This is a genomic window from Paenibacillus sp. FSL R7-0198 (genome assembly GCF_038000415.1).
Classification (GTDB): Bacteria; Bacillota; Bacilli; order Paenibacillales; family Paenibacillaceae; genus Paenibacillus.
The window spans coordinates 1,792,654-1,817,951 of the sequence record NZ_JBBOCB010000001.1 but is presented as its reverse complement, the minus strand read 5'-3'; the positions used below and the strand labels follow the sequence as shown (position 1 = coordinate 1,817,951).

The window sequence follows — 25,298 nt, the reverse complement described above, 5'->3', positions numbered from 1 at the left end:
GTTGAATAATGATAAGCTTTTCTGCTTTGTCATTATTCAGTGTTTAGGTTTTTTTTTAACCTTCATTACACATAAAAGGAGCAAAACACAATGGATAAACAACAATTGTCCAAGGATATTTTGAAGCTTGTTGGTGGCGAAGAGAATATCGATCAAGTCACACACTGTATGACAAGACTCAGATTTAACCTGAATGACAACCAAAAAGCGGACAAAGCGACGCTGAAAAATACACCAGGCGTTATGGGCGTGATGGAGAACGGTGGACAGTTCCAGGTTATCATTGGTAACGATGTGCCTATCGTGTATAACGCACTCGTTGGCAACATGTCCAAATCACCAACCGCAGATAATGCCTCATCCGGTGCTTCAACTGGAGAAAAGAAAAAGAGAAATCCAATAAGTGCGCTGTTCGACTTCATCTCAGGTATGTTTACACCAATTCTGCCTGCGATTACGGGTGCAGGTATGATCAAAGGGATCGTGGCCATCCTTGTCGCAGTTGGATGGTTGTCCGATACCAGTTCGACCTACATCATTTTGTCTGCAATCGGTGACGGTGCATTCTACTTCCTGCCAATCATTCTGGCGATTAGTGCTGCACGTAAGCTGGGTAGTAATATGTATATTGCTGCGGCGCTTGCTGCGGGTATTATGCACCCGACCATTACAGCATTGCTGGCCGATGGTCACAACTCATCCTTTATGGGGATTACAGTCATAGCGGCAACGTATTCTTCTACAGTTATTCCGATTGTTCTGGCAGTTTGGATTGCTTCATATGTAGAAAAAGCCGTTGATCGTGTAGTACATGCTTCACTTAAGTTACTCATTGTTCCAACAGTTACCCTGTTAATTATGGTTCCACTGACGTTGATGACTGTTGGACCATTGGGTACGGTTCTTGGTAATGGTTTGTCTGGTGGTATTTCATGGTTGTTCGACAACATGTCCATCTTTGCAAGTATTCTGATTGGTGGTACGATGTCACTGCTTATCATTACTGGTATGCACTATGCGTTGCTGCCAATCGTTGTAGGTTCAATGACAACACTGGGTTACGACTTTATTATTCCACTGATGTTTGCAGCTAACTTGGCACAAGGTGGTGCAGCATTTGGTGTAGGTCTCAGATCGAGAAATAGCAAAACCAAATCCCTTGCCTACTCCACAGGTCTTACGGCTATTATGGGGATTACGGAACCAGCGATGTATGGTATCAACATGAAGTTCAAAAAACCATTTATTGCAGCGCTTATCGGTGGAGCTATCGCAGGTGCATTTATGGGGATCTTCAATGTTAAATCGTATGTTATTACAGGACTTGCGGGTCTGCCGAGTATTGCGGCATTTGTCAGTCCAGCAATTAGCACATTGATTTATGCTTTGGTTGGTGGTTTGATTGCCATCGTAGCGGCAGCAATCATTACGTATATCTTGGGCTTCCAAGAAGAAAATGCATCGGAGCCAGTAGCTGCACCAGCAGCAGAGCCGGCAACACCAGCAGCAACAACTTCTGCTGCTGTAACTGAAGAAGCAAAAGCACAAGATGAGCAAGTATTCAGCCCGATCACAGGTGAAGTTAAACCGCTGAGCGAAGTGCCAGACCCTGCGTTCTCTGAAGAGATTATGGGTAAAGGATTCGCGATTCAACCATCTGAAGGTCGCGTCGTATCTCCGATCAACGGAACCGTGTTCTCGTTATCGAAGAGTGGACATGCCATTGGTCTGGTAAGTGATACAGGCGCAGAGATGTTGATTCATATCGGGATTGATACCGTGAAACTGAAAGGTCAATTCTTCTCTCCTAAAGTTCAAGCAGGTGCGAAGGTTGCCGTAGGTGATGTACTGATGGAGTTTGACCGGGAACAGATCGAAAAAGCCGGTTATACAACGATTACACCAGTCATTATTACAAACATGCACCAGTATGAGTCCATTGAGTCTGCTGGTCGCACGACGATCAAAGAAAAAGACTTGTTGTTTACAGCTAAAGCTTAACCATAAAAATGAAACAGCAGCTTTACCGGAATGGATGTAATCCGGTAAAGCTGCTGTTTTTTGCTTATAGCCTTTTACACCACGGGAAGCATACCCTGGACCAGTTGCACAAAGTGTTGTGCAGGCTTGGACAGATAGCGGTTCTGCAGCCAGACCAGTGCCGAACCAACCGTGGAATGCTGATCCTGAATGCGATATACGTGAAATGGGTGCTCGTGATATAGCTGTAGTACCGTGTGAGGCACGATAGAACTGGCGAAGCCGAGTCGGACCAGCTCCAGCAACATATTAATGTCTGAGCACTCACCCATGATGGAGGGGGTAACCTGATGCTCCCGGAACTTGTCCAGAATCAACTCGAACATACCAAGTCCTTCTGTACTTGGAAGCAGTAGAGGGATACCTGTAAGCTGCTTGAAATAGGTCCGCATCTCCGCTCCAGGGGTCATCTCCGTTGGGCTATCCAGCGGTGTTGAAGAAATGTAGAAGAGCGGCTCCTGTGGCAGGTGCAGCACTTCATAACGTTCGGTCTGGACAGGCATGCGTACACAAGCGAGCTCGACTTTGCCATCATCCAGAAGGCGGCATAATTGTGCGGACTCATTTTGCTGAATTTTATAAGTAACCTGTGGATGTGTGGTGCGGAACTGCTGAAGTGCTTGGGGGATCAGACGATCAGATATGGTATTAATGCCAATGGAGAGTTTGCCCCGTATGCCGTGACGGAAACTTTGCATCTCCATTAGAGCTTCCTCCATATATTTGGTCAAGGTGACCGCATAATCATAGAAGCTGCGACCCGCCTGCGTTAGCTCCATCATGCGCCCTTTGCGTTCAAATAGAATCACACCAAGCTCTTCTTCCATTAACTTAAGCTGCTGGCTTAAGGGCGGCTGAGCCATGTGAAGTCTCCGGGCTGCTGCTGTAATCTGTTTCTCCTCAGCAATGGCAATGAAATAGCGACATTGTTTGATATCCAAGTGGTTGTTCTCCTTCGCCTGCGATGTATATGTAATTCGTATGGAAAGCCAACAAAACATGTATTTTTAATATACTACGATCTTATGTTACCATACATTAGATTTGCATACCTGACTAACGGGACTTGGTTTCCATATAAATATTGCTGCACGAGAAAGACCTTGAATTGGAGGATGAAACAACGTGGTTAGAACAATACATGATGCCGCTCTAGCGGGCCATACTGATGAGGTCATTCGATTTATCACACAACAGGGCAGCCGGTTGAATGAACGGGATGCATTGGGGCGAACACCTCTGATGGCAGCGGTGCACGGTAACAAGATAGACACGGCAAGGATGCTAGTGGACGCCGGAGCCGACATTAATCTTCGGGATGCACGATTGGACAACCTGCTGTTATACGCGAGTGCTGAGGGTATGTATGACATGGTCGAACTGGCCGTTGAAGCAGGTGCAGATACAAGGTTAACGAATCGTTTTGGCGGTACAGCCCTTATTCCAGCAGCGGATCGGGGCCATGTGGACATTGTGGAGCTTCTGCTGACACGCAGCGATGTGGATGTGAATCATATCAACAACCTGGGTTGGACAGCCTTGCTGGAAGCAGTCATTTTGGGAGATGGTGGACCGCGTCATCAGCAGATTGTTGCCTTGCTTTTGCAATATGGTGCAGATCCAAAGATTGCGGATCGGGACGGGATTATACCGCTTGCACATGCGAGCCGGCATCAATATGCCGAGATGGAACGACTATTAACCCAAGTCTGAAGAGACTTATACATTTATGATACAGAACAGTGAAAGGATATTCCGAACGAATGAACAGACATCAAGAGCATTTTTTACAAAAGAATATGAAGGACGTATCTTCCCTGATTTTGGCAGGTATACAATGGTTTTTCTTCCTGTTTACCAATACCGTTGTTGTTCCGCTATCCATTGGACATAATTTTCATCTGTCCCCGGATGCGATCGCTGCCTCGATGCAGCACGCATTCATACTTACCGGAGCAGTGTGTATCCTTCAAGCCGTATTCGGCCATCGATATGCGGTCATGGATGGTCCATCAGGATTATGGTGGGGATTAACGCTAAGTTTGACGGTATCTGCTTCATCGGCCGGTATGAGTCTGGAGCGTATCGGCGGTGGGCTGGCTGCAGGTTTTCTGTTAGCGGGACTAACCATGATGATTCTGGGTTGGCTGGGGGCAGCGCAAGTGCTGCAGAAGCTGTTCACACCTATGGTGAAGAGTGCCATGTTGTTTCTAATGACGATTCAATTAACCATGAATTTTTTCAAAGGTATGATTGGATATACGGAGTTTGGTCGTTTCGATCTGCCTGTTGCCGCATTGTCCGTTGTCATTGCATTTTTGGTGGCATGGATTCAATTAAAGGGTAGGGGGAAACTGGGGAACTACGCGATCCTGATTGGGATTGTGGCAGGCTGGATCGCTTATAGTTTATTGTTTCCTGGACAACATAGCGGACAGCCTAATCAGGCCCCGGCAGGCCTCGAACTGTTTCCGTGGGGAGCACCCAGATGGGAACCGGGTATTGTCATTACTGCATTTTTCGTAGGGCTGGTGAATATGACGAATTCGATCACCACCTTAAGCACAGTCGAGAAGCTATATCAGGCAGAGACAACAAGCCGTCAATATCAGCGATCCTATGCACTAACGGGTCTGTTTACGATGTTGTCATCCTGTGTGGGTGTGCTGCCCTTTGGTTTATTTGCATCTTCAATCGGGTTCCTGGAGAGTACTCGCATTCTGCGTCGTGCTGCCTTTATTATTGGAGCGGGGTTGTTATGTATGATGGGTCTTACACCTTCTGTGACAGCATTTTTTGCACAAATACCACCAAGCGTTGGCAGTGCTGTTCTGTTTGTGGCTTATCTTCAGATGTTCGGCACGGCACTAAGAACGCTTGAAGGTACAACGTTTAATTCTAAAACGATCTATCGTGTAGCGTTGCCGGTCCTCACGGGAGTTGCTGTCATGAATATTCCTGCTGAAGCCTTTCAAACCTTGCCCATGTATCTTATTCCGATCATAAGCAATGGTCTCGTCATTGGGGTATTGGTCTCACTGGTTCTTGAAAAAACCGTGAACTGGTCCAAAATGGAACAACCAGCGACAGTTAGTAAAGCGGCATAAAGAGTTTCATCTTGCGACAGTCCAATTTGATTGGGCTGTTTTTTTTGTTTTTTTTGTTATCAGGCTATTTAACTATTTCACGATAATTTTGCCTTGTCCTGCAAGCATTCGCATCTCTCTGGAGAGACGGTCCTGGTTCCCATCCTGCATTTCGAGTTGAACACCATAATGCCATGAGGTATTTTTTTCTTGACCCCAGCGGAGAGTGCCTTCCATATATAGAGGGTCTTCAAAGAGCAGCATATTCATTCCAATCCGAATATCGTTGTTCTCTACAGGAAGGGATAGCGGAAATGACAGCTGACAGCCGGATCGACTGATATCGCAGAGTTCGGCCTGAATGGGTTTGGCTGGTGCGTTAACCCCGTTGATGCTGAGAATATAGATCTCAAAGTGGATCGGTTCCTTCAATGTGTAGCGAAAGGGTTCTTTTCTATTGTTAATTGACATGGCTTGGCTTCCTCCATCAGGTTCAAAAAAAGTCAGTTATGCTTATATCGACCATTTGGAGCGAGAAATGAAGAGTTACGCAAGCAGAGATGGTCCATGGGTTCCTTTTACACGTGTATCAGGCTTGATATAATGATGGAATATATTTCTGAGTTCAGACCTGGATCAGACAGAAGGGATGGGTGAATATGAGAGGAACATTTCAAATGGTTACAGATACGGCAACATTGTGCCTGTATGATCTGGCAGCGTTAAAACATCGTGCCGAGGATACTTCGGACTGGTGGTCCATTCCAGTGGATGAGCTGGCTGAGGTGAATGCAGGTCATTGTCTGTTCCTGAATCTGGGTGCGGATGGAGTGTATGAGGTGGAATGGAGCCTGGAGGATGTAGAGGAGGATTCAGATCCAGATCACGGAGCGGAACGGGAAAAGGTGTATCATCTGCAAGTTCCGTCTGGGCACGTCTATCTGGGAGCGGCGGATGATGTCACTGGGGGTGAATTGGAGCCGGATGAGACGTGTGAAGGGGTTCTGTTTCAGTTAAAGCCGGGAAATTATGCGTGTAACGTCTCCAGAGAAGCCAGTCGGATCACCATTGTCATGACACCAAGTATTCAGGGAAATAACACGCTGGATGAATTAATCCGGATATAGTGTACAGATACAAACAGGAGGGATTCATATGCAGGATTGGAACGAGATAACAATGATGAATGCAGATGCCCTGCGTAAACGGATGAGAATACTCGCTGCTTTGGATATCATCTTTTCGGAGGAAGAATGGCTACGCGTTCATCAATATGAAGATAAACTTCAGCCAGGTGTGGCATGGGGAAACATCAATAACGGCGCAGGGGATCATCTGCATGTCTTGTTTACGAACTCAGGCACGTTGATCAAGGGATTTGATCATGAGTCACCTTTAAGTCCGCATGCTCGTGAGGATGGTGAGATCTACCCGGGCATGTACGATGAAGTACCAGAGGCCTTGATGACTGTTCTGCGAGATCATGAGGAAACATTGGATATGGAGGATGTGACCTTTTGCCTATGGAAGGAAGGGAACGACTTGTCATGGAAGGTTGGTAACTGGATTCAGCTGGCGATGACCGAGGAAGACGAAGCGGATGCCAGAGGTGGTGCGGAATTTTTACTGGGATATTTGGAGAAGAACACGGAAGATTACGTTGACTGGGCCAAAGGGTACTATGACTTTCCGGATCTGCCTTTGGAAGCCGTAACTGATGTATATGCAGAAAAACCGGTGACCGCCAGCCTGATTAAGCAGTTGTGTCCTGAGCGAGATGTGGCAGCAGCACTGGATGAGTTGCAGCAACGCGGGTATGCCGTGGAACAAACGTAATAGAGTAGCTAAGGGAGATGGGGAAGCCATGTACAAGATGCAATTGGAACGTATGCGTGAAAAGTTGATCACTCTTCGAAGCCTGGACCCGGATCTGGACCTGTTTGGCGCAGAAAACCATGAATATGAAATGGAGCCTGTGTGGACGCAGGAGGATATCACGCAATTTGAACAGAAATGGCGAATTGAGTTGCCGGAGGAGTATAAGGCATGGCTTCTTCATATGGGAACGGGTGGTGCAGGACCTTATTATGGTCTGGAAAACCCGGATGACGGCGTATACGCTGTGCTTGGTTATGATGATGAGCTGAATGCAATCTCGGACCCTTTTCAATTCACAGAATCATGGAACTGGAACTATGACTGGTTCGAAGACAGCAAGGAAGAAGAGGAATGGGAAGCGTTGGAACATGAATATCTTGATCCAAAGTGGTCGGCAGGCATGCTGCGCATCAGTGATTTTGGTTGTGGCATATCCATGAATCTAATTGTTAAGGGAGCCTCCTACGGAGAGATCTGGGTTGATGACCGGGCTAACCGCAATGGAATTTATCCTGATCAGTATTGGGGCAATACGAATCGACTGCATTTTCTGGACTGGTATGAGTTGTGGTTGAATCGTTCCATCCATCAAATACATGGACAAAAGCAACAATCTGGAGCGAACGAAGTCTGAAGGAGGTTGTACATATGGGCTGGGAATATGGAATCAGAGCAACAGAGCCTGTGATTTTACCTGAAGTTGTGAAGCGTTTGGCAAGTTCATTAAAACTTACCGAAGTGTATAGTTTGGAACACCAAGCCAACGGCTTTGTATTGAAACGTGAAGATCCTTCCTGGCCTATAGCTCTTGAAGTGTGCATAGAAGAGGCCTCTGGGTTAGAAGAAATTGTGGATGGGGAATCGTATATCTACTGTTTGTTCCATATCTGGGGTGAAGAAGGTCGGAGTTGGATGCATCAGATGGAGCGAGAAACCAGGCAGGTTGATGGTGGTTTAATCTGGTTTGAACTCTGATCGGTAAGAGATTTGCCTGAAACAGGAGGAGCATATATGGCTAAAAAATCAAAGAGAACAATTCCTGCGCTCATGTATCAGTATCAAGGTCCACAGCGGAATGTGGGTTTTGTTTTATCCCCTTTATACATAGAAGAATCGGTTGAAGTAGAGATGGAAGACATGCTATTCATATATAATGAAGACTTTGACTATATTCGTCCTGCATTGGATCGCGCATTTCCATTAACTGACCCGCGAACTGGAGAAGAGATGAAGGCACTTGATCCCTGCTGGGACAATCCCATTACGAAGGATGGATGGGTAGAGATTTTATCAGAGTTGGATCAACAGGTGGTTGCAGAGCCTGAATTACGGAATTTTTTGAATCAGTTCACAGCTTGGGTGAGAAACCATCTGCAATTGGCCGACGGAATCGAAGTCACCGGCAACCTGTAAGTCAGTTGATCTTGGAGTGTTCATGCGTGTACGTAATTCTGTATACCGACGGCCGAAGTGCTATGTAATCAAGCTCCCTCATGATGATGGCGGAGCTTTTTTTGATGAACAAATATTAAAAACCGTTTGCTTCACTCCCCCGTCTTATACTACAGAAAGAGAGAGAAGGAGGGATGCGGGGTGGAAACAAAAGCAGAGATGAACCAGAGGATCTATGTACAGACCGAAGATGAGACGGAATTTGTGCAATCCATTATGGAACATCAAGATACGCTCATGTCCATTGCCTATAGCTACCTGCGTAACCAGCAAGATGCGCTGGAAGCGGTACAGGAGATGACGTGCCGGGCTTGGATCAAGCGTCGGACGCTGAACAATGAGAAGGCGTTCAAGTCGTGGATCATTCGGATTCTGATCTATATCTGCATCGATGAACAGAGGCGCCGCAAGCGGGCGACACCTCTGGCGAAGGAAGATCTGGAGGACAGCATTCCGGCATCTTGGATGATTAGCGTTGATGATAATCGAATCGCTATGGAATCTCTTTTGCAAAAGGTGAAACCGAAATATCGCCATGTATTATTGCTGAAATATTATAACGACATGACACTGACGGATATTGCCTCGATCCTCGGCAAACCGGAAGGGACGATCAAGACCTGGCAGCACAAGGGACTCCAGCAGTTGCGCAAGTTGATGAAGAACAGGAGGGATTGGCATGACCACTAACCCGGAGGAAAAAGCACTTCTTGCAGATGCATATCAGGTGAAAAGAGAGAAACAGCAATGGAATCCGGCGGACACGACTGCTGCAATTCAACGTGGTCTCGCAAAGGGCAGAACAAAACGATCAGGTAGGACCTTTCGTGTCAAATGGATCACGGCAGTGCTGGTCACGGTTCTGGCTGCAGGTTGGTTTCTTATAGGCCCGCTTGGAAACTATGGGCAACAACCGGCAACATATACTGAGCCTGTAACCCATTGGGGAGTACTAGAGCCCTTTCGTGGCCTGCTAACTTCGGATATGGATAGTGCCACGATTACTTCAACGCTCAATAATGGTTATGTGCAACTTGTAGACCAGACGGTTACATCGGGGATATATCAGTTTACCGTGAACGCGGTTATGGCGGATGAGAACAGGATAACTGTATTGTATACCGCCAGAACGGATGCATCGCAAAAGATTTATTCGATAGTCAATACCAAGATGACGGATGCAAGAACGGGTTATGTCCTTGATAACGGAAATATAGGAGGTATACATTTTTCGAAGGATAAGCATACCATTTATGGCCGGAATACAATTGAGCGTAATCAAAATAAACCGCTGCCTGAGCAAGTGAATCTTCAGTTCCAGCTTTCTTCCGTTGTTCCAGATGTGGTGGAATATTCAGAAAACGGGGAAAAGGAACGGAAGTATCAATATTCCAAAAAAATGAATCTTTCTTTTGCGCTGGATCCTAAATTCTCTATCCCCAAAACGGAAATCCTCAACGTTAATCGTACGTTTACCGTTGGGGGTTATGAAGTTATGTTGTCAGAAGTGGAATTATCACCGCTTGTTACTCGGGTTAGATTTGTTTTTGAGCCGGAGCAAGAGATCGATTACAAAATGAAGTTGTTGATCAGTGAGGTCGTTCAGCCTCTCGAGATTGTAACTACCACTAAAAACGGGAAGAAGACCAAGTTATCCGGGGTAGGCGGGAGCGGAACGGAAGACGGAATGATGTATTCTTTCAGTAGCAATCTGTTGGACCATCCGGAGTCCATGGTATTAAAACTTCGTGGTAAACCATATAAGGTCTATGATGATTTACAAGAAGCCAAGAATGATGAACTGGAAATCAAAATCAAATAAGATGAACTAACTGGCAATACTCTTATTCAGATTAGGTGGATGTTAGTGAAAGCAGAGAAGGGATGTCCCTCAAGGTCGTAAGCCTTGTGAGACATCCCTTCTTAAATACGAAAAGCTGCTGATCTTATACACTTATAATATCTACTCCCAGAGCTGGAAGAGTCAACTTCTGATCCAATCTCTCGCTAGTCAACAAGCTGCGATAAGGAACGTCCAGCGTAATCTCTGTTTGCTCATTCGTCAAATTGATCAGGAAGAGGAACTTTTGCTCCCCCTTCGTTCGAATCGACAGCTCGACACCTTTCGGCAACTGGATTTTGGGCGCCAATTCCTTTTCCTTCAATATGTCTTCAAACAGCTGATAGAAATACGATGGCTCCGGCCAAGTGCCAACATAATACACTTCACCTTCACCAAGCTTATTGACAGTAACCGCCGGTTCACCCTCGTAAAAGTCGTTGTCATACCAGGCGATTGGCTCTGCACCTCGCAGTTCCAGTAGATCACACCATTGCTTCGCAGTGAATGTCTTGCCCTCCGTGTTCCGTATCCGATGCTCACTGTTGCCGATGGCATCATATTCACTTACGACAACACCCGCCGCTTCAGCCAGTAGCCCCGGCAGAGGTAGCATCTCACATACATTCCTCATGTTTTTCACGCCAGTCCGATTGGTGAGGACAACCGTACCACCCTTGGCTGCGAATCGCTCCAGCCGCTGTGCTACTTCTTCACTTAACAGGAAGAGGGAAGGGACAATGACCAGCTTGTACCCATCGAGTTCCTCAGTCCAGTTGATAACGTCTGTACCTACACCCATTTTCAGAAATGCATTATGCATAGAGGACAAGTTGTCTAAGTAGTGCATACCCCCTTCCGCCTGCGGCTGAAGGGAAAGCGCCGTATGCTGATCATGCGAATGCAGAATCGCAACCTGAGTAACAATGGTTGAGTCGGCCAAGAGTTCTCCTAACTGGTTCACCTCGCGAGTAAGCTCCGCGAACTCCCTGAACCTGCGTCCAGGAACATTGCTGTGGTCGATCAGCCCATGCCAGAACTGTTCCGCTCCGACGGTAGCACTCCGCCAGCGGAAATGGACGACCATATCCGCGCCGCGAGCGATTGTCTGCCAGGAGCGAGCTCGGATCAGTCCAGGATACGGCGTGCGCTGAATCGGCATCCAGGCGCCCTGTGCCCCGCTGAGTTGTTCCATTACCCAGAAATTCCGGCGTTTGATGCCGCGAACCAGGTCCAGCGTAAGCGCTCCGTTCCTCGGAAACCGATCGCCATAATCGCGATACAGCTCATTCGGATAATAATCAACAGAGACGAAGTCCAATTCGTTGTGCATATCATAATAGTCCAGGCTATTCGGATATTGCCACATGTTATGCGTCACAAATTGGCCTGGACAGTTACGGCGTAAAATCTCAAGCTGCCATCCCAGCAGATAGCCTACGCTGTCAGAACAAAATCGCTTGTACTCCAGAAGATAGGAAGGATTCATCGGTTTGCTGGCACCGAGTGGTGTTGTTACCTCAGCCCAGCTGCTGTACTCACCACTCCAGACGACCGTACCCCATTCCCGGTTCAACTCCTCCAGATTGGAATAACGCTTTTGTAGCCAAGCGACAAACGAACGATTACATGTATCACAATGGCATTCCTGGTAGTGCATCTCGTTATCGATTTGCCAGCCTATGACTGCGGGATGCTTACCATAGCGCTGTGATATCGCTTCCACAAATTTGGAGCCCAGCATTCTCAAGGAAGGGCTGTTGTTGCAACGATGTCCACGCACACCTGGCCGAATGATGTGGCGTTGTTCATCCATGGGCAGCACATCCGGATAACGGGTTGTCATCCAGTTTGGCGGGGTATTGGTGGGGGTGCATAACACAATTTCCATACCACGCGAAGCGAATACTTCTATAGCCGCATCCAGCCATTCAAACTGATAATTACCCTCAGTCGGTTCCATTCGGCTCCAGGCGAACTCCGCCATTCGCACAACTGCAACCCCTGTCTGTTGCATAAGTATGGCATCTTTCTCCCATATCTCCGGGGTCCATTGCTCTGGATAATAATCAATTCCGATCTTAATTGTCATCCTGTGATCTCCTTTAATTTATCAATATATTGCGATTATATGTTATATTTATTCGAGTGAATATCTTAAATAATTAATATAATATAACAATATTAAGATTAGGAGAGTTAGTCGTATGCCTCATCCCAATCGTAATTTTCCGGTGTTATCTGCACGAGACAAGTTGCTCCCTTTTTATTTACTTGGCATCGGCCTGCATCATGAACAGGAGCATATCCGCCGAGACCAAGGCATTGAGGATTATCAGTGGATACAATGCCGTAGCGGTGTGGGTAAGCTCAAGCTCAGTGAAACGGAACATATTGTCAAGCCAGGTATGGGCATGCTGTTATTCCCTGGACAGAAGCACGAATACTATGCGCTATCCGGCAGTTGGGAAGTCGACTGGATCATTTTCGATGGCAACGGGACAGCAAGCTTGTTTGAAACCGTTGGCATTGTCGACACATGCGTATACACGCTTGCACAGCCTGAATACCTTCTCTCTCGAATGCGGGAGCTACTGCAAGCTGCCTTAACACCACAAGAGCAGACATTAAGCAATTACGCCTGCTCCGCTGTCCTCTATACCTTATTGACAGAGATTATTCAACGCGTATCTGTTGAGGGCAGCGATACCGTCGGACAGCAGTATGAGCGAATAAAGCCGGTTCTGGACTATATTGAACAACATTATGCTGAAGAGATTACTTTGCCAACGCTTGCTGGATTGATCTGTGTCACACCAGAATATTTCTGTCATTTGTTTAAGAAAACGACAGGTATTCGTCCCATCAGCTATGTTAATCAGGTAAGAGTCAACAAGAGCAAGGAACTGCTGCTCGATAATGTGCAACGCGGGATGGAGGATATCGCTCGTCAAGTCGGTTTCGAATCGACCAGCTATTATGGAGCCATCTTCAAGAAGCTGGAACGACTTACACCTGGCGCCTTCCGCCGTAGCTATCAGAAGTCGTAACATATTATTATCCGCAAGCGATGTGTTTTTGTCAGAGGCTTTAGGAACTGATCCGAGGGTGGATCAGTTCCAAGTTGTATCACATAGTACTCGTTAATAGAGCCGCTAATTAGCCGCTCTATTTTGTGTGAAAGAATGGCCTGGTTTTACGTTTTTTCACTATATCTGATCTGCTGTTGCATAAAAGTGATAATTGTTGTCTTTTTGCAATTTTTGTGTTGTCACAGCCAAAGTTACACGATATAATCGAGTTGTCTTTGAGGATAATATTATAAAGGATGGTGAAATTTTGAAGAAATTTTCGATGCTTTTACTCGCTGTAACTCTATTGTTGTTAACTGTCTCCACAGCCCCGTCTACATATGGTGCGGCCAGTTATCCAAACACAGGTACGAACGGGTTGACTGGTTTTGCAGGCAGTGCCAAGAATGAAAATGGTGTGTCCAAGTCGGCTACGACAGGTGGCAAGAACGGTCAGGTGGTTTACGTTAGTAATCTCAATGACTTGAGAACACATATGGCGGGCTCTACAGCCAAGATTGTCGTCGTTGAACAGAATATTTCTTCCTCAACGCTGCAAAAGGTTGAATTCGGAGCGAACAAGACACTTGTAGGTTCCTTTGGCAAACATACATTAACGAATGTTCATTTCAGATCCACAAGCAGTTCAAGCAATGTGATTTTTCAGAATCTGACTTTTGAACACGCTTCCAATATTAATGCCAATGATGATATCCAGATGTATATCACTTCAGGCTCCAATTACTGGATTGATCATGTGACGTTTGCTGGTCACAGCTACAGCTCTGGCGGTAGTGACCTGGACAAACTTCTGTATATTGGTGATCGCGCCGACTATATTACGATTAGCAATTCCAAATTTGCGAATCATAAGTATGGCGTCATCCTCGGTCATCCGAATGATGGTAACAGCAGTTACAATGGAGTACCTCATGTGACGATGTCCAATAATTACTTCGAAAATTTATATGTACGGGGTCCTGGACTTTTAAGATATGGTTACTTCCATCTCAAAAACAACTATGCAAACAACTTTAATCAGGCCATCACAATTGGTGAAAAAGCACGGATTTATTCCGAAAACAACTACTTTGGTGCTGGCGCTGAAAAGGGTGGCATCCTGGATGACAAAGGAAAAGGAGAGTTTACGGATAGCGGCAGTACACCAGCGCTTAATAGTCCGACTTCTCCTAAAACGAATTGGAGACCAAGCTCCAATTATAGTTATCAGGTAGAGAGTGCCAGCTACGCGCGTGAGTTCGTCACCAAGTACGCAGGTTCCTCCAATACGACACTTGTATTCGGAAAATAAGACCTTGTATTCATGTTTATTAGCGTAACCAAGAAGCCTTTCTTGTACGTAACAGCGTATAAGAGGGGCTTTTTATGTTTTTTTGATATGGGAGCACATTAATTAAAAAGTAAATATTTAAATTTATATCCGGAATACCGATATACATAATGTAGCGCTGCTTTCATGTTTGTGAAGTAACATTGTACTATGGCGGTGGCCTGAGCGTTGCGTCGAAATATGCACGGTAGAAAACCATAAAGAGGCCGGTGTGAGTGCGAGTATGCCCTACAATCGCAAGTTATTTTATCTAAAGGACGGGGTATGCATGAATCGTATTGACGAAATTATATGGAAACGGAACAAGATCATCAGCATCATTCTATGGGTTGTATTAATTGTAGGATTTTCTGTAGCTTTAATTGAGCCCAAATTATTTATTTCCAACGGTGTTGTGATCTTGTATGGAATATGGCTCGCTTATGCAAACGCCAAAAAGAAGCACATCCATCTAATTCCTTGGGTGAACACTGTGCTGATCTCGTTGTGTGGGGTATTCGCCGGATGGGGAAGTGTTGAACCGCTGCTTGCCATTCTCATCTCTTCGATCCTGCTTATTTATCCAAATAAAAAATTATTTGTCATCGGATTTTCGGTTATGCTTGCGAACAACATTCTTCAACTTGTGATTATTCCTACAACGACTCAGGATCAGTTTGTGACTAATGCAATCAACGTAGGGCTGTTCGCCGTTACGGGCGGAATCATGTTCATGGTGTCCTATCTGAACCAAAAGCTCTTTCATGAAAGTGAAAAAAGATGGAGCGAGGTCGAAGCGTCGCGGACCCGGGTGGAAACGATGCTTGAACGGGTTAAGGAGTCTGTTGGCGGACTATCTCGTTATACGGATCAATTGAAGCAAAAGGTGGATTCAACAGGTTCCATTACCCATGAAGTGACCCTGGGATTCAGTGAAGTTGCCAAAGGCGTGGAGTTCCAGGCGACCAGTGTGGCCGACATTTCGGAATCCTTAGCTGTATCGGATCGGCATATTAAGGACGTTGCGTTGTACTCCCAGCAGATGAAAGAGTTGTCTGCAAGTATGGCAACGAGCACGCAAACAGGAAGCGAACATATGGACCAACTGAATATTCAGATGCAAGATCTATATGAAACGATCAATACAACTGCAAATGACATGCGAAAGTTCAATGAGGAAAGTGAATCCATGACGCTTATGCTGAACAGCATAGCGGATATCGCAACTCAGACCAACCTGCTCGCGCTTAATGCAGCCATTGAAGCGGCTCGTGCAGGCGAGCATGGACGCGGGTTTGCCGTTGTATCAGAGGAAGTACGCAAGCTGGCCGAGAGCTCGGGTAAGTCTGCGAATGATATTTCAACCATTCTGTCTCGATTAAAAGGACAAACGCAGGCACTGACAGATCGATTCGAACGTATTCGTCTATCGTTACAGCACGGAAGAGACAGTGTGCAAACGGCGGATGAAGTGTTCCGTACGATCAACAGCAACTCTCAGCATGTGTTGAATCAAGCGACAGATATTGAGATTAGTTCGGCTACAATGAAGGAATCTTCCACCAGAGTAGTGAATGAGGTTTCCGAGATTTCAAGTGTAACGGAGCAATCCAGTGCAGCGACAGAAGAGATTCTGGCGAGCATGGAAGAACAACGCAACCTGACACAGAAGATGGTGGAGAGTTTTGGAGAACTGGAGCAACTGATTGTGAACCTGAATGAGTTAGTCTCGGATCATCAGGCTTCTTCCGTTGAGAATAAACTTTAATATTAATTGTTGAGGGCCTGTCGGTGCGAATTTAGCGTACTGGACGGGCTTTTTTTTATCTGTAAAACAGCTTGATGGCGACATTTTTTTCCTATACAGTGTGTTGTGTAGAGTATGAAGAGAGTAGAACTAAAAATGTAAATGGTAGTAAAAAGAAGAGGTTACCTCATGGGGGAGTAAAAGGTTGAAGAATAAAAGAATGAAAGACAGCTCGGCCTACGATGACCTTACATATGAGCATAGGAATGATAATAGCGTTGCACGCGTGCATCTGTATGATCAGAATTCTTTTAAAGACATGGACTGGCCCAATACGGAGGATGGCAGATATGCCAGAGCTTATATGGAACCTATGATGCTGGACGGGACTCAAAGCTTTATGTCCAACGTGGAAACGACATTGTTGCTCGCCCGGATTGATGATCTTGTTGTTCCACTGACGGTGAATGATACAGAGTATGATAATGCTTACGTTTGTTCGCCATATACGCATTATGTGAGTTACGCCAAGCAAGAATTGACCATGTTGCAGAAGCCTGTGTTGGAAAAGGGTCTTTCTGTGCTGCTCAGTCTAATAGGTTGGGGAATGAAGCAATCACAGATCAACAAAGTTGTGCATGTGAACAACTGGTTGTTGTCTACGAATCTGTATCCAGCCATGTCCGGTGAACAGGCAGAACGCTTGCTTGAAATGGTACAAGAGCGATACCCTGAGCATGTCATTGTGTTTCGCTCCTTGTGTCCGGGACTTCATCCCGATCTGACAGCGAGGCTAGCGGAAGCGGGGTGTAGACTAATTCCGAGCCGACAAATCTATTTGTATCATGCGCATGATCCGAATTTTGGGAACTCGAAATCGCGCTGGCTGTTGAAGCGGGATTACGAATTATTGGCAAAGCACGACTACGAATTCGTTTCCGAGTCAGATATGACGGATGCAGATATTCCGCGAATCGTTGAGCTGTACAAGCTGTTGTACCTTGAAAAATACTCCTATCACAATCCGCAATTTACCGAGCGGTTCATTGCTGCTGCGATGGCATCAGGAACACTCAGACTCTATGGACTGCGAAAGGAGGGGCGCCTGGACGCGGTGATGGGTTATTTCTGCCGAAATGGAATCATGACAACGCCGCTGTTTGGTTACGATACAGCGGTGCCCCAGTCCGTTGGACTATACCGCATGTTATCCGCTTGTCTGATCGGCCAGGCCCGCGAGAACGGCCATCTGTTACATGAGAGTGCCGGGGCTGCGCAGTTCAAGCGCAATCGCGGTGCGGTGGCGGATTTTGAGTATTCGGCCGTGTATGAGCGCCACCTTCCATGGGGCAGACGCTGGTGCTGGCTGCTGCTTGATCGGTTGCTGAATCGGATAGGTGTGCCGCTGATGCGCCGCATGAAGCTGTAAACAGACATAAAAACGTGCTTACGCTGCCCGATGCAGATGTGAGCTTGCATCTGGTTTGACTGCACACTTGCACACCCAACCGGTCATCGTGATACGCACATTTGTGCGCAGTCGCCTAATTAGAAATGCTCTGCGAGTTGCACCTCGAAGCCATCTGGATCTGTAATGTAAATAAACCGCAGATGCGGATTGGGCTGGATGGGGCCGCGCACAATCGGAATATTCAGCTCAGCCAGTCGTTCCATGGCTTCATCCAGCGAGTTCACCTCATAACCGATCGACACGCCGGCCTCTGGTTTAAGAATGGATTCACTGCCCTCAATCAATTCCAGCTTGGCTTCATTCTCCATGCCGAGCATGGCAATCTGCCGTCCACGGCTTTCGAATCTGCGCTGAATTGGAAGTTCGAGCATGTCGTGGTAGAACCCGAGTGAAGCTTCCAAATTACTGACCCTCAGCGTGATCCAGTTTAATTTGATCAACATGGGTGAATCTCTCCTTTTTCTTGCATGATATGTATTTTTGTTACGTTCATTATACGCTAGGCGTTAGCAGGAACCTACCCCTTATCAGTAAACAATAAAATAGCTGCCGAAATATTCGGCAGCCAAATGGTGTAATCTCTTGTAGTTCCAGTAGTTCTAACGAATTACTGAATCAGATCAACGGCCGTTTGTGGTACAAATGCCTCTACACCGTTATAAACAATGACACCCTCCAGAGTTGTCTTTTTGCCGTTCACCAGTGCAATATTTTTGTAGATTTGCAGTTCCAGCTTGGTGTTGCCTTTTGTTACGAGGATCTTCGGATTTTTAGCGTCAGTCAGGTCCAGTTTGTACGTCGCACCTTTGGTTGTAAATGCCTGTTTGGCAGGTACAAACAATTGTTTGCTCACGCTGTCGAGATCCAGATCCAGTACTCGTGCCATATATTTGGCGACATCCGTGTTATCAATCACACCGAATGGACGGTCATTGTTCGGAGCATACGTGTACAGCACGACATCTCCACCTGTATGACCACCGGTTGTCCAGCCGATCCCTGCGCGTTTGCTGATCATTGGACCGATTGCATAGTTAAGACTGCCCGGCTCGGCAGCTTTAATTGTGGCAATCTCTTCGGAAGTCAGATCGGTAATACCATAATATTGTTTCATCACTGCTTTGATGTTTGTGCGCTTCGCATTCAGCTTCGCTTCAACGCCCTCGCCTGTCAGTTTGGCCTTTTTCAAAGGTCCGATAAATGTGGACAACGGCTCTTTGTCATAAGTGCCGGAAGTTGCGTTGTTACCAATGGTGAGTCCACCATTACCGTGGTCCGTAACAGCCACAACGGCAGTCTCTCCATCTGCTTTGGCAAAATCCATGGCTACTTTTACGGCATCATCAAAAGCCAGCACGTCACTGATAATACCAATCGGATCATTGGCGTGAGCTGCCCAATCCACTTTACTGCCTTCAACCATCAGGAAGAAGCCATCTTTGTCTTTGGACAGAACTTCAATGGCTTTGGATGTCATCTCGGCAAGGCTTGGCTGCTTCGCAGGATCACGGTCCATATTATAAGCCATGCCTGCGGGTGCAAACATACCCCACAGTTTGTTCGAATCGGATGCTTTCATTGCAGCTGGTGTAGTGACGTAATCGTAACCCAGGGCTTTGATGGACGAAATCAGATTCTCGCCGTCTTTACGTCCGGCTGGCTCAAGATATTTGCTACCTCCACCCAAGACAACATCCATGCCATTGTAGACTTGTTGTTTGCTGAGTGCATCATAGTTTTTGCGGTCCGGATAGTGAGAGGAGAAGTCCGCTGGTGTGGCGTGCATAATCTCGGATGTAGCGATAATGCCAGTTGCTTTACCCGCTAGTTTGGATGCTTCCAGCACGGAAGCAACCGGTTTTCTTTCGTCTCCAGGCGCAATAGCCTTTTGTCCAGGCATGGTAGCTTTGTCCGGCAATACACCGACAAATCCGGTATGCGATTTATAACCTGTGGCAAAAGCTGTTCCGGCAGGGGCCGAGTCCGCAATCGGCGCATCGGCGGAGTGTGTCCGAACCATGCCGCTTGCCATGGAGTCCAGTGTCAGGGACGAGCCCTTATACCAACGAGCCAGAGCGGTAGCATCGTTAGCCATACCGTCAGGAATCAGAATAATCACATTTTTAATCGGTGATGCAGATGTCGTTGAGGTGGTGTCTTCCACAGCCCACGCTACACTGCTACCTCCGAGTGTAGCCGTAACAATTGTTGTCACCGCGAGCATCATTTTGGCTGCACGGACATTAAACCGGTTTAACATGAATGCATCCTCCTAGAATATATGTATAGTTTGGTATCTCAAACCAAGTGTATACAACAATTGCTAAACTACCGTATGAAATGGGTTAACTATATGTAAAATTTACGATTAGTGAAGGATGCTGGAATTCAGTGAACTGAACAAAATGAAGAGTCGACGAATTAAGAGACAGTATTATAGATCATCATGTTGTATGTTGAGTTTAAACCCGCATGAGAATGCAGTTTTTTATGTTGCCCTGTCAGAAGTCCTATGAAGACGATTAGAAAAAGATATTGCGAACGCTTACATTATGTGCTAACATCACCATAACAACAGGATTGTAACCGTGTTTAGGGCAATACCTGTGTCAGTTCATTCGTTGGTTCTTTGTTCATCAAACGATTGATTGCGTTTACATTTTCATATGGAATGAACCTCATTCCTCAGGGTTGTTACTGATTGCAGGCAAAACCTGAATTGAGGGCAGTAGACCACGCTAAAGCGATGTCTGTTTGCCTTCGGTTCAGGTTTTTTTATATAAAAAAATGCCTGGTGGCATGACCGCAAGCGCCGTAGCAGATATTTCGAGCAGAAAGGAGCGAGCGTAAGAGACCATTTTTCCTAAATAGAGATATAGACTCATCCAGACATTGGAATACTGATTCTTAGATACGCATCTCTAATGGACATTCCAATGAACTTATCCCATCACACACTATTCGACAGCGAGGAGATTTATGACATGAAAACCATTAAACGTTCGATTGCTGTAGCAACAATTCTGGGGTTATGTATATCCGGTTTACCGGCATATGCAGCAGGCAATACAGCATCCTCTTCTTCAGCAGCGATGGACAAGTTGATCCAATCCGAGCTTATTCGCGGCAGCGGTCAAGGTGTTAATGCAGCTTATCTGAACAAAAAGGCTACACGCATTCAGGCCGCAGTACTTTACTTGCGTTTGTCCGGATTGGAGAAAGAAGCACTCGCTTATCAGGGATCGGAAACGTATGACGATGCGGCTCAGGCAGGCAAAGTGTTGAAACCGGTCGTTGGTTACTTGAAGCAGCATCCGTATGTGTCCGAGATCGTAACAGGAACGGAGAAGTTTGAACCTCATGCACCACTTACAGCGGAAGGTTATGCCGAAATGCTGCTGAAGGTGCTTGGATATGAAGCAGGTACGGATTACGAGCAGGGAGCGGCTTCCACCTATGCGGCTGGTAAAGGAATCAAGGTGCTTCAAGGGAAGGGAGCGAGTCAACTTACCAATCGCCTGATGGCAGAGGCAACCGCACAGGCTTTGCAGATACAGCTCAAGAATGGCAGTGGAACTTTGGAGCAGAGCTGGTTGAAACATAAAGAAGCTGGAGTGTTCAAACCTCAAACGGTGCAACAGACCAAGTATGGCACAATTGATGGCAAAACCTACGAGCAATATGGCACGCTGGGTTGGCTCGGTGTTCCATACGCGGCACCTCCAGTAGGGGAACTGCGCTGGAAAGCCCCGCAAGAACCGGAATCATGGACAGGAACGAGATCGGCTAAGGAATTTGCAGCGAACAGCTTGCAGATCTCCGGTAAAAATACAGTAGGTAGCGAGGATTCTTTGTATCTCAATATCTGGCGTCCCGACACAACCAGCTCGAAACTTCCGGTTATGGTGTTCCTGCACGGCGGTGGGAATATGACCGGATCAGGCAAAGATTTTCAGGGTGAACAGCTTGCACGGAGCACCAACAGCATCATTATCTCGGTGAACTACCGTTTGGGAGCTCTCGGATTCTTCGAGAATGCAGCGCTGAAAACAGGCAATGCCCTGGATGACTCAGGTAACTACGGTCTGCTTGACGCATTCCGTGCACTGGAGTGGGTACAGGATAATGTCGAAGGTTTTGGCGGAGATACAGGCAATGTTACATTAGCCGGACAATCTGCTGGTGCACGTGATGTGCTGGCAACCCTGATCTCTCCACTTAGCAAAGGGTTGTATCAAAAAGCAGTTGCTTTCAGCGGAGGATTGACGACAGCATCACCGGAAGAAGGCGAGCAAAAATCCGAGGATGTACTTGTGAAGCTACTCGTGCAAGAGGGGAAAGCGGCTAATGCAGAAGAAGCCAAAACATGGATTGGCAAGCAATCTCAGGCACAGCTGGAGAGTTACCTGCGTGCACTGCCTGCGGACAAGTTGGTCACAGCATTTGGTGCAACCGCAATCCGTATGGAACCATTCCCGCATCTGTTCCGGGATGGTGCAGTGATTCCAAAAGAAGGATTTGACGCCATCCAGAGCGGTAATTACACAAAAGTTCCTGTATTGCTCGGCAGCCTGGAAACGGAGTTCTCCGGATTTGCCTTCGGTGATCCAAACTTCTCTCCATCGATTACCGATGGAACCCTGTTTACCGATAAAACCAAGGCGGAGCAATATGCCGCTGCGTTGAAATACGGTAGCGAAGCTTATGCAGGCTTTAATGCAGAGCGTGTAGCAGAACAATTGACAAGTGAAGCAGGTCAGCCACCGGTATATGCGTATCGTTTTGCATGGGGCACACAACCTGGGGTTATCTCTGAGCGTTTGCTCACGTTACTGGGTGCACCACATGGTGCGGATATGGACTTCTATACAGGACACGCAGACGGAATTGCTGCTTATTTCCCTGATGGGTACTTTAGCGATACAAACAAACCAGGACGTGATCAGTTGTCCGCCGCGATGGCAGCATATCTGAAGCAGTTCCTGTACACAGGCAATCCAGGTACGGGTGGATCACCTGATCTGGCGGCATGGACACCTTGGACGAAAGATGCTCAAGCCCCAATCATGCGTCTGGATGCTAGCAATACAACGGCAGAGATTGGCATGTCCACACAATATAATCAAGGCAAAGACGCCGTTATGGCAAAGATGAAAAAAGAATTGCCTGAAGAAACGTATAAACTGTTGACGGAAAAAGTGTTCGCAGGTCGTTTCTTCTGGGAATAAGGATCACCGGATAGGAAGGCATATATAGATAAATTGAAAGCCAAGGGAGCATGCTCTCTTGGCTTTTTATACTGTTCGTTATACATAAATATGGTATTGTTGTAAATATAAATTAATAAGATATGGGAAAGGGGAAAACGTACATTATGAATGGAGCTAGTAATTTTGGTATTGCAGGTATTATAACGCTATTAATTTTCTTTATTATGATTGGTCTTGTATTATATCTGGTTTTCTATCTTGGGATGAAGAGGTCTGGCGTCAAGGAGGAAGTATCCGCATTAAGGATGGAAGTACGAGTGTTACAAGAGGAAGTAGAGCGGAACAGGCGGGAAGTGGAAAATATGAAGCGACGATAACCTTTGCAGCATTGTATGTGGGTACGTGGAATAGTGCGTACAATAGTAGGAGAGGACAGGGGCTTCTTCGCCCCCTCCTACTCAATACTACGTGACACCGTTCAGTTCAGCCTTTGCATACCAAGGGCACTCAATCTATTTCTTGGCAAAAAAACTAAGGGTTCCGGTGCTCTCATCTGCACTCACAAACAGGCTTCGTCCGTTAACACGATGAATTCCCTCCGGTGACTCTCCGGCTGTAGGGATCAGCCCCAGGTAGTCCGGATTGACCGGATCAGCAAGATCAAAGAACAGAATGGCATCTGCCCTTTCGGAAGCTACGGCTGCATACGTAGTGCCGTCTACAGTAGCAACGGTCAGGTTCTCAACTTCGCTGCCCTTGTTGGGACTGCGATCATCGGGATACAAGCCGACCATAGCTGTTGCCTCGTCAATGAGGTTCTGGCTATCGTACATCCGCTGGCCTTGCAGATCCCAGACAGCGATATTACGTCCGCCTGCTTTTACACCATCCTCAAATTCATTCTTGCCCAAGTCCCCTTCGTTAGCTGTCAGCAGGTATTTGCCATCTGCCGAGAAAGCAATCCCATCCGGTTCATAACGAGCAGTCAACGTCTCTTTAAACTGAACGATACCATCATCTTTCAGATCCGCTTGATGTGAAGTAGTACCCAAAGCGAAGATGGAGCTGATCTTTTTTGTCTCCAGATCTACAATAGCAACGACATTGTTTTCCTGTAACGTGATGGCTGCTGTTTTGCTATCTGGACTAATGGCAACATACTCTGGTTGTGGATCATGCGGATAGATGGCGCCTTCTACATTTTCGAGAGATACCGGCAAGTTGGTGATTTCACCCTCCAATACGTTCCCGCCAGCAAAAGATACTACCATAATGCTACCCGGACGTTTGGTGTTGGCATAGTCAATTTCATCGGCAGCTTTATTCAGCTCTTCATCTTCTATCGCGATCACCGCATGCAGACCGTCAGGTGACAGTGCAATCGAGTCAGGACCAATACCGAGTTCATACGTTTTGACGGTTTTGTAGGTTGTCAGATCCACAATGGCAAGCAATCCTTTGTTTGCTTCGCTATCTGTATCCCCTGTACGAATAACAGCAAGACCGTATTTGCCATCTTTGGACACGGTTACGCTTGTGACTTCAGCTTTGGCGGAGAGGTCATGGAAGCTGACTGTCTTTAATACGTTAATGTTTTTCAAGTCAGCAATATCCAGTATGGCAATGCTACCATTGTCTGCTTCGGTTACGAGCAGGCGCTGTCCATCTGGCGTAGAGGCTGATATTTCTGCTTTGCCACCGGGCATCTGAAACGATGCGGTTCGTTCAAAACCGGTTTTATTTTGGTTTAGGATCAGTTGATCCGTAATTAATTTTAGCGTTTGGGAAGATACATACGTTGTACCTTTGGTGATGTAACTTTTGCTGTCCAAAGGAGTTTTTACACCGTTGATGGTAGCTGAGGACGTTCCTATTGGAAGTTGTACTTTAGTATCTGCGATCTGGATATCAACACTGCGACTGCTTCCGTTCCATGTGACCGTACCCTGCATATTTTGGATGGCTTTACGCAGTACGACATGATCATTGGTGGTTTTAGTTGTGTCAGCGGCATGAATCATTGATGTGTAGCTGGTTGCTCCTGCGCTAAGAATGGCAGTCATCGACAGAACGGCAAGCCATTGATTTCTCTTTTTCAATGTTCCAGATCCCCTTTATCGTTTCGTGTGTAATGAGTTATACAATTGTTTTAGTATAGGGAGCTTATGTTAAG

Annotated in this window: 22 protein-coding genes; 16 read left to right on the top strand and 6 right to left on the bottom strand. The window is 46.5% G+C overall.

What is annotated here, in order from left to right:
* Positions 1 to 90 precede the first annotated feature (90 nt).
* Entirely contained in the window at positions 91 to 2,001 is a 1,911-nt protein-coding gene (locus MKY87_RS07715) for a beta-glucoside-specific PTS transporter subunit IIABC (protein WP_338588154.1), read from the top strand.
* 74 nt (positions 2,002 to 2,075) lie between these two features.
* Here MKY87_RS07715 and MKY87_RS07710 read toward each other — a convergent pair whose 3' ends face one another.
* Positions 2,076 to 2,981: a LysR family transcriptional regulator gene (locus MKY87_RS07710; RefSeq protein WP_339310282.1), complete on the bottom strand. Its 906-nt coding sequence runs from the start codon at positions 2,979 to 2,981 to the stop codon at positions 2,076 to 2,078.
* Between the two features lie 184 nt (positions 2,982 to 3,165).
* On the opposite strand from MKY87_RS07710, the gene MKY87_RS07705 reads away from it, so the two are divergent.
* Both MKY87_RS07705 and MKY87_RS07700 read left to right on the top strand, forming a co-directional pair.
* Positions 3,166 to 3,753, top strand: a complete 588-nt coding sequence (locus MKY87_RS07705; protein ID WP_339789871.1) for an ankyrin repeat domain-containing protein — start codon at positions 3,166 to 3,168, stop codon at positions 3,751 to 3,753.
* Positions 3,754 to 3,803: 50 nt separating this feature from the next.
* Entirely contained in the window at positions 3,804 to 5,147 is a 1,344-nt protein-coding gene (locus MKY87_RS07700) for a uracil/xanthine transporter (RefSeq protein WP_240768073.1), read from the top strand.
* Positions 5,148 to 5,219: 72 nt separating this feature from the next.
* Here MKY87_RS07700 and MKY87_RS07695 read toward each other — a convergent pair whose 3' ends face one another.
* The gene (locus MKY87_RS07695) at positions 5,220 to 5,597 is read right to left on the bottom strand and encodes a PilZ domain-containing protein (RefSeq protein ID WP_036617371.1); all 378 of its coding nucleotides are present in this window, start codon (positions 5,595 to 5,597) and stop codon (positions 5,220 to 5,222) included.
* Between the two features lie 188 nt (positions 5,598 to 5,785).
* Here MKY87_RS07695 and MKY87_RS07690 point away from each other — a divergent pair, with 188 nt between their 5' ends.
* From MKY87_RS07690 to MKY87_RS07660, 7 genes are all read left to right on the top strand, one after another.
* The gene (locus MKY87_RS07690; RefSeq protein WP_339789874.1) at positions 5,786 to 6,253 is read left to right on the top strand and encodes a DUF6386 family protein; all 468 of its coding nucleotides are present in this window, start codon (positions 5,786 to 5,788) and stop codon (positions 6,251 to 6,253) included.
* 28 nt (positions 6,254 to 6,281) lie between these two features.
* The gene (locus tag MKY87_RS07685; RefSeq protein WP_339789877.1) at positions 6,282 to 6,962 is read left to right on the top strand and encodes a hypothetical protein; all 681 of its coding nucleotides are present in this window, start codon (positions 6,282 to 6,284) and stop codon (positions 6,960 to 6,962) included.
* On the top strand, positions 6,922 to 7,638 hold the full coding sequence (locus MKY87_RS07680; protein ID WP_339789880.1) for an SMI1/KNR4 family protein: 717 nt from the start codon (positions 6,922 to 6,924) through the stop codon (positions 7,636 to 7,638). The genes MKY87_RS07685 and MKY87_RS07680 overlap by 41 nt, the downstream gene beginning before the upstream one ends.
* A gap of 14 nt (positions 7,639 to 7,652) precedes the next feature.
* Positions 7,653 to 7,979: a hypothetical protein gene (locus tag MKY87_RS07675; RefSeq protein ID WP_339789883.1), complete on the top strand. Its 327-nt coding sequence runs from the start codon at positions 7,653 to 7,655 to the stop codon at positions 7,977 to 7,979.
* 36 nt (positions 7,980 to 8,015) lie between these two features.
* Positions 8,016 to 8,417 carry a hypothetical protein gene (locus MKY87_RS07670; RefSeq protein ID WP_338588146.1) on the top strand — a complete coding sequence of 134 codons (402 nt, stop codon included), beginning with the start codon at positions 8,016 to 8,018 and terminating at the stop codon, positions 8,415 to 8,417.
* 198 nt (positions 8,418 to 8,615) lie between these two features.
* Positions 8,616 to 9,146, top strand: coding sequence for a sigma-70 family RNA polymerase sigma factor (locus MKY87_RS07665; protein WP_062836143.1), 531 nt, complete (start codon positions 8,616 to 8,618; stop codon positions 9,144 to 9,146).
* The gene (locus MKY87_RS07660) at positions 9,136 to 10,278 is read left to right on the top strand and encodes a DUF4179 domain-containing protein (protein ID WP_339789884.1); all 1,143 of its coding nucleotides are present in this window, start codon (positions 9,136 to 9,138) and stop codon (positions 10,276 to 10,278) included. Before MKY87_RS07665 ends, MKY87_RS07660 begins: the two co-directional genes overlap by 11 nt.
* A 124-nt stretch (positions 10,279 to 10,402) precedes the next feature.
* Here the strand turns inward: MKY87_RS07660 and MKY87_RS07655 are convergent, their stop codons facing one another.
* Positions 10,403 to 12,388: a beta-galactosidase gene (locus MKY87_RS07655; RefSeq protein WP_340963687.1), complete on the bottom strand. Its 1,986-nt coding sequence runs from the start codon at positions 12,386 to 12,388 to the stop codon at positions 10,403 to 10,405.
* 115 nt (positions 12,389 to 12,503) lie between these two features.
* On the opposite strand from MKY87_RS07655, the gene MKY87_RS07650 reads away from it, so the two are divergent.
* From MKY87_RS07650 to MKY87_RS07635, 4 genes are all read left to right on the top strand, one after another.
* Positions 12,504 to 13,346, top strand: coding sequence for an AraC family transcriptional regulator (locus MKY87_RS07650; protein WP_340963685.1), 843 nt, complete (start codon positions 12,504 to 12,506; stop codon positions 13,344 to 13,346).
* 289 nt (positions 13,347 to 13,635) lie between these two features.
* Positions 13,636 to 14,679, top strand: coding sequence for a pectate lyase family protein (locus MKY87_RS07645; protein WP_445669412.1), 1,044 nt, complete (start codon positions 13,636 to 13,638; stop codon positions 14,677 to 14,679).
* 307 nt (positions 14,680 to 14,986) lie between these two features.
* Positions 14,987 to 16,465: a methyl-accepting chemotaxis protein gene (locus MKY87_RS07640; protein WP_340963683.1), complete on the top strand. Its 1,479-nt coding sequence runs from the start codon at positions 14,987 to 14,989 to the stop codon at positions 16,463 to 16,465.
* A gap of 184 nt (positions 16,466 to 16,649) precedes the next feature.
* A complete protein-coding gene (locus MKY87_RS07635) occupies positions 16,650 to 17,873 on the top strand; it encodes a GNAT family N-acetyltransferase (protein WP_340963681.1) in 1,224 nt (407 codons plus the stop codon).
* Between the two features lie 119 nt (positions 17,874 to 17,992).
* Here the strand turns inward: MKY87_RS07635 and MKY87_RS07630 are convergent, their stop codons facing one another.
* Positions 17,993 to 18,358, bottom strand: a complete 366-nt coding sequence (locus tag MKY87_RS07630) for a VOC family protein (protein ID WP_339789891.1) — start codon at positions 18,356 to 18,358, stop codon at positions 17,993 to 17,995.
* 164 nt (positions 18,359 to 18,522) lie between these two features.
* The gene (locus MKY87_RS07625; protein WP_340963679.1) at positions 18,523 to 20,175 is read right to left on the bottom strand and encodes an alkaline phosphatase; all 1,653 of its coding nucleotides are present in this window, start codon (positions 20,173 to 20,175) and stop codon (positions 18,523 to 18,525) included.
* A gap of 724 nt (positions 20,176 to 20,899) precedes the next feature.
* On the opposite strand from MKY87_RS07625, the gene MKY87_RS07620 reads away from it, so the two are divergent.
* A complete protein-coding gene (locus tag MKY87_RS07620) occupies positions 20,900 to 23,143 on the top strand; it encodes a carboxylesterase/lipase family protein (RefSeq protein ID WP_340963677.1) in 2,244 nt (747 codons plus the stop codon).
* A 146-nt stretch (positions 23,144 to 23,289) separates the two neighbouring features.
* Positions 23,290 to 23,502: a hypothetical protein gene (locus tag MKY87_RS07615; protein WP_340963675.1), complete on the top strand. Its 213-nt coding sequence runs from the start codon at positions 23,290 to 23,292 to the stop codon at positions 23,500 to 23,502.
* A gap of 135 nt (positions 23,503 to 23,637) precedes the next feature.
* On the opposite strand, the gene MKY87_RS07610 is transcribed toward MKY87_RS07615, so the two are convergent.
* Entirely contained in the window at positions 23,638 to 25,224 is a 1,587-nt protein-coding gene (locus MKY87_RS07610) for a choice-of-anchor I domain-containing protein (RefSeq protein WP_340963672.1), read from the bottom strand.
* Positions 25,225 to 25,298: the final 74 nt, after the last annotated feature.